At 65.8% G+C, this 6,483-nt stretch carries 8 protein-coding genes; 4 read left to right on the plus strand and 4 right to left on the minus strand.

Annotated elements, in window-relative coordinates; translation table 11 throughout:
• Positions 1-2 precede the first annotated feature (2 nt).
• From L880_RS0130325 to L880_RS0130340, 4 genes are all read left to right on the plus strand, one after another.
• Positions 3-1,520: a class I adenylate-forming enzyme family protein gene (locus tag L880_RS0130325; protein WP_027478797.1), complete on the plus strand. Its 1,518-nt coding sequence runs from the start codon at positions 3-5 to the stop codon at positions 1,518-1,520.
• A 156-nt stretch (positions 1,521-1,676) separates the two neighbouring features.
• Positions 1,677-2,978: a UDP-N-acetylglucosamine 1-carboxyvinyltransferase gene (locus L880_RS0130330; protein ID WP_019573129.1), complete on the plus strand. Its 1,302-nt coding sequence runs from the start codon at positions 1,677-1,679 to the stop codon at positions 2,976-2,978.
• A gap of 90 nt (positions 2,979-3,068) precedes the next feature.
• Positions 3,069-3,320: a DUF3297 family protein gene (locus tag L880_RS0130335; protein ID WP_027478798.1), complete on the plus strand. Its 252-nt coding sequence runs from the start codon at positions 3,069-3,071 to the stop codon at positions 3,318-3,320.
• A gap of 23 nt (positions 3,321-3,343) precedes the next feature.
• On the plus strand, positions 3,344-4,024 hold the full coding sequence (locus L880_RS0130340) for a GNAT family N-acetyltransferase (RefSeq protein ID WP_027478799.1): 681 nt from the start codon (positions 3,344-3,346) through the stop codon (positions 4,022-4,024).
• 53 nt (positions 4,025-4,077) lie between these two features.
• Here L880_RS0130340 and L880_RS35360 read toward each other — a convergent pair whose 3' ends face one another.
• From L880_RS35360 to L880_RS0130360, 4 genes are all read right to left on the minus strand, one after another.
• Positions 4,078-4,365 carry a helix-turn-helix domain-containing protein gene (locus L880_RS35360; RefSeq protein ID WP_027478800.1) on the minus strand — a complete coding sequence of 96 codons (288 nt, stop codon included), beginning with the start codon at positions 4,363-4,365 and terminating at the stop codon, positions 4,078-4,080.
• Complete coding sequence (locus L880_RS35365; protein WP_245615443.1) at positions 4,362-4,652, minus strand: type II toxin-antitoxin system RelE/ParE family toxin; 291 nt, start codon at positions 4,650-4,652, stop codon at positions 4,362-4,364. Before L880_RS35365 ends, L880_RS35360 begins: the two co-directional genes overlap by 4 nt.
• A gap of 308 nt (positions 4,653-4,960) precedes the next feature.
• Positions 4,961-5,893: an electron transfer flavoprotein subunit alpha/FixB family protein gene (locus tag L880_RS0130355; RefSeq protein ID WP_027478802.1), complete on the minus strand. Its 933-nt coding sequence runs from the start codon at positions 5,891-5,893 to the stop codon at positions 4,961-4,963.
• A gap of 2 nt (positions 5,894-5,895) precedes the next feature.
• Positions 5,896-6,483 (minus strand): electron transfer flavoprotein subunit beta/FixA family protein (locus L880_RS0130360; protein ID WP_027478803.1); only part of this gene is annotated, 588 nt, incomplete at its 5' end.

Raw genomic sequence — 6,483 nt, forward strand, 5'->3', positions numbered from 1 at the left:
CCATGGACCTGATCACCCTGCTGCACGCCACGGCGCGCAGCTTTCCCGAGCACGATGCCATCCGCTATCAGCACCACGGCACGCCTTACCCCGATTTCGTGCAACAGACCCGGCAGGCAGCGCGGGTGCTGAAGGACCTGGGGGTGGGTGCCGGCGACCGGGTGGCCCTGGTGTGCCGAAACACGCCCGGTTTTCTGCAGGCCGCCTACGGTGCCTGGCGCCTGGGGGCCAGTGTGGTGCCGGTCAACCACAAGCTGGCGGCCCCCGAGCTGGCGCACATCCTGAGTCATTGCCAGGCGCGCCTTTGTGTCATCGACGGCAGCCTGGCCGGCGTGCTCAAGCAAACAGGCCTGCCCGTGACGGCCCTGAGCACCGACAGCCCCCACCCGGGTCTGTCCAGCTTCGACACCCTGTTGGCCGCAGCAGCCCCGCTGCCCGACGGCGAGAACGCGCCCCTGTCGGGTGACAGCCTGGCCGAGATCCTCTACACCTCGGGCACCACTGGCAAGCCCAAGGGCTGCCTGCACACCCACCAGACCGTGTTCCAGCAGGCGCTGGCCTGCGCGGCCAGCATCGGCATCGGCAACGACACCCGCATGCTGGTGGCGATGCCGATCTGGCACGCATCGCCGCTCAACAACTGGACCCTGGGCACCCTGGCCGTGGGTGGCACCGTGGTGCTGCTGCGCGAATACCAGCCGCAGGCCTTCATCGAGGCCATTGCAGCCGAAAAGATCACCATGACCTTTGCCGCCCCGGTGGCCCTGCTGGCCCCATTGCACGCCGTGCCGGCGCTGCGCGCCCACGACCTGTCCAGCATGCGCCGCTGGATCTACGGCGGTGGCCCACTGGGGCGCGACATGGCCTTGCGCCTGATCGAGGCCTATGGCACCGAGAACTTTGTTCAGGTCTATGGCATGACCGAGACCGGCCCCCTGGGGACCGCGCTGTACCCCGAGCACGCGCTGGCCAAGGCGGGCTCGATCGGGCGCGCCACCACCACGGGCGTGCAGATGCGCCTGGTGGACCTGGACGCCCAGCCCGTGCCCGCCGGCGTGGTGGGCGAGATCCAGTTCCGCACCGAAGCGATGATGAAAGGCTACCTGGACGACCCCGAGGCCAGCGCCCAGGCCTTCACGCCAGACGGCTGGTACCGCACGGGTGACCTGGCGCAGGCCGATGCGGACGGATTTCTGTTCATCGTCGACCGCGCCAAAGACATGATCATCACCGGAGGTGAAAATGTTTACTCCAAGGAGGTCGAGGACGCCCTGGGGCCGCACCCCGCCCTGCTCGATGTGGCCGTGATCGGTCGGCCCCACCCCGAATGGGGCGAGACCGTGTGCGCCGTGCTGGTGCTGCGCGAGGGGCAACAGGCCAGCGCCGAAGAACTCAGCGCCTTCCTGGCCCCGCGATTGGCCCGTTACAAAATTCCACGCCACTACGAGTTCCGCACCGAACTGCCACGAACGCCCACCGGCAAGATCATGAAACACCTGCTGCGGGCACCCGCTCCCTGAGGCCTGGCCCACCCGGCGGAGCGTGCAAACCGTCACGCCGACCCCGCTCCTGACCGGGCGTTTGGGGCTGCCAGCGGCAGCCGGGGGCCTGCGGCTGGTACATTGCCAGGGCTTTGACACGCCAAAAGGCGTATTTCGCTTCAGTTCCCCCAGACCATGTCCAATCTCATCGTGCACGGCGGCACCCCCCTTCGCGGCCGCATCATCCCCTCTGCCAACAAGAACGCCGTGCTGCCTGTGCTGTGCGCCACCCTGCTCAGCGACCAACCCCTGAAGCTGCTGGGCGTGCCCGACATCACCGATGTGCGCAAGATCCTGGACATCTTCCGCACCCTGGGCAGCGAGGTGCGCATGGACCACGCCAGCGGCGTGCTCGAACTGCACCACCAGAACACCTGTTTCGATCCCACGCGCCACCACCTGCCCGAGGAGATGCGCTCGTCCATCATGCTGGTGCCGCCGCTGCTGGCGCGTTTTGGCGTGGCCCGGCTCGAGGACAACGTCAAGGGTTGCACCCTGGGCGTGCGCGAAATCGACCCCCATGTGGAGGTGTTCCAGCAGTTCGGCGGCCGGGTCGAGCGGGCCGAAGGCTCGCTGCTGGTGCACAGCCCAGGCCGCCTGCGCCCCACCCAGCACTGGCTGGACTACGCCTCGGTCACCACCACCGAGAACTTCGTGCTGTGCGCAGCGGTGGCCGAGGGCACCTCGACGCTGACCAACGCGGCCTCCGAGCCCCATGTGCAGGAGTTCTGCCGCTTCATGCAGATGCTGGGCGTGCCCATCGAAGGCCTGGGCACCTCGCGCATCACCGTGCACGGTGGCGCCCGCCTGGGTGGCGGCGAGTTCCGCTTTGACGAAGACTTTCACGAGATCACCACCTTCCTGGCCCTGGGCGCGATCACCGGCGGCGACGTGGTGGTGCGCAACAGCGCACCCGACAACTTTCCGCTGATCGACCGCACCTTTGCCAAGTTCGGCGTCAAGATCACCCACGAAGACGGTTGGTCACGTGCCAGCGTGCCGGGCGAGCTGCGTGTGCAGACCCCGTTCACCAGCAATGTGCTGACCAAGGTTGAAGCTGCGCCCTGGCCCTACTTCCCGGTCGACCTGCTGCCCATCTTCATTGCGCTGGGCGTGCGCGCCCAGGGCAACACCATGTTCTGGAACAAGGTCTACGACGGGGCCCTGGGCTGGACGGGCGAGCTGTCCAAGTTCGGCGCCCATGTGTTCTCGTCCGACCCGCACCGCCTGATCACCTTCGGCGGCAAGCCCCTGAGCCCGGCCGTGGTCGAAAGCCCCTACATCATCCGGGTGGCGATTGCGCTGTTCATGGTGGCGGCCAGCATCGAGGGCCGCTCCGAAATCCGCAACGCCACGCCGATCCGGCGCGCCCACCCGCATTTCGTGGAAAACCTGCGCAGCCTGGGCGTGCAGGTGGACTGGCAGAACGAAGAGTAAAAGCCCGGGCGGGCCCCCTGCCCTGCCAGGTGGGCCGCCCCAAATGCGGGACAATCGCCGTTTTACGCATTGAACCGTCCGAGACCTTCCATGAGCGACACCGCCCCGCAACGCCCCGAACTGCCCGACCGCCTGTCCATCGACCCGCGCAGCCCGCACCACCTGGCCGCCGTGTTCGAGCACGACATCGGCATCCGCTTCAACGACAAGGAGCGCTTCGACGTCGAGGAATACTGCGTCAGCGAAGGCTGGATCAAGGTGCCCGCCGGCAAAACGCGCGACCGCAAGGGCCGCCCGCTGCTGATCACCCTCAAGGGCAAGGTCGAGGCCTTCTACAAGTAAGCCGCCCGGGCGCCGCACCCACCATGGACCTCGCCGCCCTGGACAACCCCTTCTGGCACAGCCTGAACGGGCCCCACGCGGCCTGGTCGCTGGGCGACGCCCAGGCCCGGCGCTACGCCCCGGACTTCACCCCGCTGCTAGGCTTTGCCCAGCCGGATGCCCCGGATTTCTCGGCCCTCACGCCCTTGTGCGAGGCCGGCGAACGCTTTTATGCCAAGGCCTGGGCGGGCGAGGCACCCCCCGGCTGGCAGGTGCACATCGAGGCCCCGGCCTTGCAGATGTTGTGGAGCACCGCAGCACCCTCAAGCTTGCCCCCGGCCCATGCCAGACGACTGGGCCCCTCCGACCAGGCCGCCATCGAGGCCCTGGTACAAGCCACCCAGCCCGGCCCCTTTGGCCCGCGCACGCGCGAGATGGGCGACTACTGGGGGGTGTTTGAAGAAGATCGGTTGATCGCCATGACCGGCGAGCGCCTGCACCTGGGCCAGCTGCGCGAGGTCAGCGGTGTGTGCTGCCTGCCCGAGACTCAGGGCCGGGGCCTGGCACGGGCGCTGATCGAGACGGTGGTACAAGCCCAGTTGCAGCGCGGGCAGACCCCGTTTCTGCATGTGATGGCGAGCAACCAGCGCGCGGTGCGCTTGTACGAACACATGGGTTTCAGAACCCACCAGAGTTTGCTGTTGCGGGTGGTGGCCAAGACATGATCCGCGCAACGCGATGAGATTCTCAAAGAGACTGGGGCACCTACCCCTGACTCTCAAAGCGCCAAAGCATCAATCACGGCGTGAGGATTGTGCTCAATCACGTTGAGCAAGACCAAGGACGCACCGTGGGGCCTGCGGTCACCACGCTCCCAGTGACGCAGTGTGGCAGGGGAAAATCCAAATTGAGCTGCAAATTGCGCCTGCGTCATTCCGACCTTGGCACGCAAGGCCCGCACATCCACGGGACGGGGGCGATGAATGCGGACGTCAGGTTGGAGCCCTTCGGCGTGGGCAATGGCTTCTTGCAAGCCTTGCTTGATGCTGTTGAATGCCTTGCTCATGTCTTCCTGGCTTTTGCCTTCCAGATGTTGACCAGACCCTGAACCATGTCCGCCAACTCATTGCGTTGGGCATGACTGAGATTGCTGCGCTCACCTTTGGCAAACACGGTCAGCAAATAAAGCGGCATGAGCTCGTCATGAACATAGTAGATGACCCTCACTCCGCCGCTTTGGCCTCGGCCACCTCGACGCCACCGCAATTTGCGCACCCCGCCTGTGCCCTCCATCAGATCACCGGCCTTTGGGTGCGATGCCAAATAGTGGATCAGTTCTTGACGCTCGGACAAACCGAGCAACTTGTCTGCCACACGGATAAAGCCCGGTAGTTCTGCAATGGTTTGGAGGCAGCGAATTCTAATCCATTGGGACAGAAGGTACCTCGAAGGAATCCCCCCCTGTCAGGGTTGAAGGCCCCATTGACAGCCTCTGCGAGGTGCTCTGAAGGCCAAGGCTTCAGAGCCTACGGAAGTACGCATGGTTGCGGAAAGTGCCATGGACAAACGAGTCAGGAGTCATGACCCGTGGTCACGAAAAAAATGGGCATCGCGAACGATGCCCATTTGGCTTGTTGTCAGAAAGGGGCTTGCGCCTTAGTTCACAGTGCCGCGATCAGCTCAGGCACGGCCACAAACAGGTCGGCCTCCAGGCCGTAGTCGGCCACGCTGAAGATCGGTGCCTCGGGGTCCTTGTTGATCGCCACGATCACCTTCGAATCCTTCATGCCCGCCAAGTGCTGGATCGCACCACTGATGCCGCAGGCCACGTACAGGCTGGGCGCCACGATCTTGCCCGTCTGGCCCACCTGCCAGTCGTTGGGCGCGTAGCCCGCGTCCACCGCCGCACGGCTGGCACCCAGCGCCGCACCCAGCTTGTCGGCCAGGGGGGTCAGCACTTCGTTGAATTTCTCGCTGCTGCCCAGGGCACGGCCACCCGAGACGATGATCTTGGCCGCCGTCAGCTCGGGGCGGTCGCTCTTGGCGATCTCGCTGCCCACAAACGCGCTCTTGCCGCTGTCGGCCTGCGCGGCGATGGCTTCGACCGCGGCGCTGCCGCCCGTGGCCGCTGCGGCGTCAAAGCCCGTGGTGCGCACGGTGATCACCTTGGTGGCGTCAGCGCTTTGCACGGTGGCGATGGCGTTGCCGGCGTAGATCGGGCGCTCAAAGGTGTCGGCGCTGATGACCTTGCTGATTTCGCTGATCTGCGCCACGTCCAGCTTGGCGGCCACGCGCGGGGCGGCGTTCTTGCCGCCGGCGGTGGCGGGGAACACGATGTGGCTGTAGTTGGCTGCAATGGCCAAGACTTGGGCCGCCACGTTCTCGGCCAGGCCGTGGGCCAGGGCTTCGCTGTCGGCGTGGATCACTTTGCTCACACCTGCGATCTGGGCGGCTTGGGCAGCAGCAGCACCGGCGTTGTGGCCTGCGACCAGCACGTGCACGTCGCCACCGGCTTGCAGCGCGGCGGTCACGGTGTTCAGGGTCGCGCCCTTGATGCTTTGGTTGTCGTGTTCGGCAATAACAAGTGCGGTCATGTTCAGATCACCTTGGCTTCAGTTTTCAGTTTGTTCACCAGGGTGGCCACATCGGCCACCTTCACGCCAGCGCCACGCTTCGGGGGCTCGCTGACCTTCAGCGTCTTCAGGCGCGGGGCCACGTCCACACCGAGGTCTTCGGGCTTGACGGTCTCCAGCGGCTTCTTCTTGGCCTTCATGATGTTGGGCAGCGTCACATAACGCGGCTCGTTCAGGCGCAGGTCGGTGGTGATGACGGCCGGGATGGACAGGCTCAGGGTTTCCAGGCCGCCGTCGATCTCACGCGTGACGTTGACCTTGTCACCGGCCACTTCGACCTTGCTGGCGAAGGTGGCCTGGGGCAGGTCGGCCAAGGCGGCCAGCATCTGGCCGGTCTGGTTGGCGTCGTCGTCAATGGCTTGCTTGCCCAGGATGATCAGGCCCGGTTGCTCCTTGGCCACCAGCGCGTTGAGCAGCTTGGCCACGGCCAGGGGCTGCAGTTCGAGGTCGGCGGGGGTTTCGACCAGGATGGCCCGGTCCGCACCGATGGCCATGGCCGTGCGCAGGGTCTCCTGGCACTGGGCCACGCCGCAGCTCACCGCGATCACCTC

Source organism: Curvibacter gracilis ATCC BAA-807, from assembly GCF_000518645.1.
GTDB lineage: Bacteria > Pseudomonadota > Gammaproteobacteria > Burkholderiales > Burkholderiaceae_C > Curvibacter > Curvibacter gracilis.

Excerpts from the sequence above, each read along its gene's own strand:
- L880_RS35360 (WP_027478800.1), bottom strand. The coding sequence starts at position 4,365 with ATGAGCAAGGCATTCAACAGCATCAAGCAAGGCTTGCAAGAAGCCATT.
- L880_RS0130330 (WP_019573129.1), top strand. The coding sequence starts at position 1,677 with ATGTCCAATCTCATCGTGCACGGCGGCACCCCCCTTCGCGGCCGCATC.
- L880_RS0130335 (WP_027478798.1), top strand. The coding sequence starts at position 3,069 with ATGAGCGACACCGCCCCGCAACGCCCCGAACTGCCCGACCGCCTGTCC.
- L880_RS0130355 (WP_027478802.1), bottom strand. The coding sequence starts at position 5,893 with ATGACCGCACTTGTTATTGCCGAACACGACAACCAAAGCATCAAGGGC.
- L880_RS0130325 (WP_027478797.1), top strand. The coding sequence starts at position 3 with ATGGACCTGATCACCCTGCTGCACGCCACGGCGCGCAGCTTTCCCGAG.
- L880_RS0130340 (WP_027478799.1), top strand. The coding sequence starts at position 3,344 with ATGGACCTCGCCGCCCTGGACAACCCCTTCTGGCACAGCCTGAACGGG.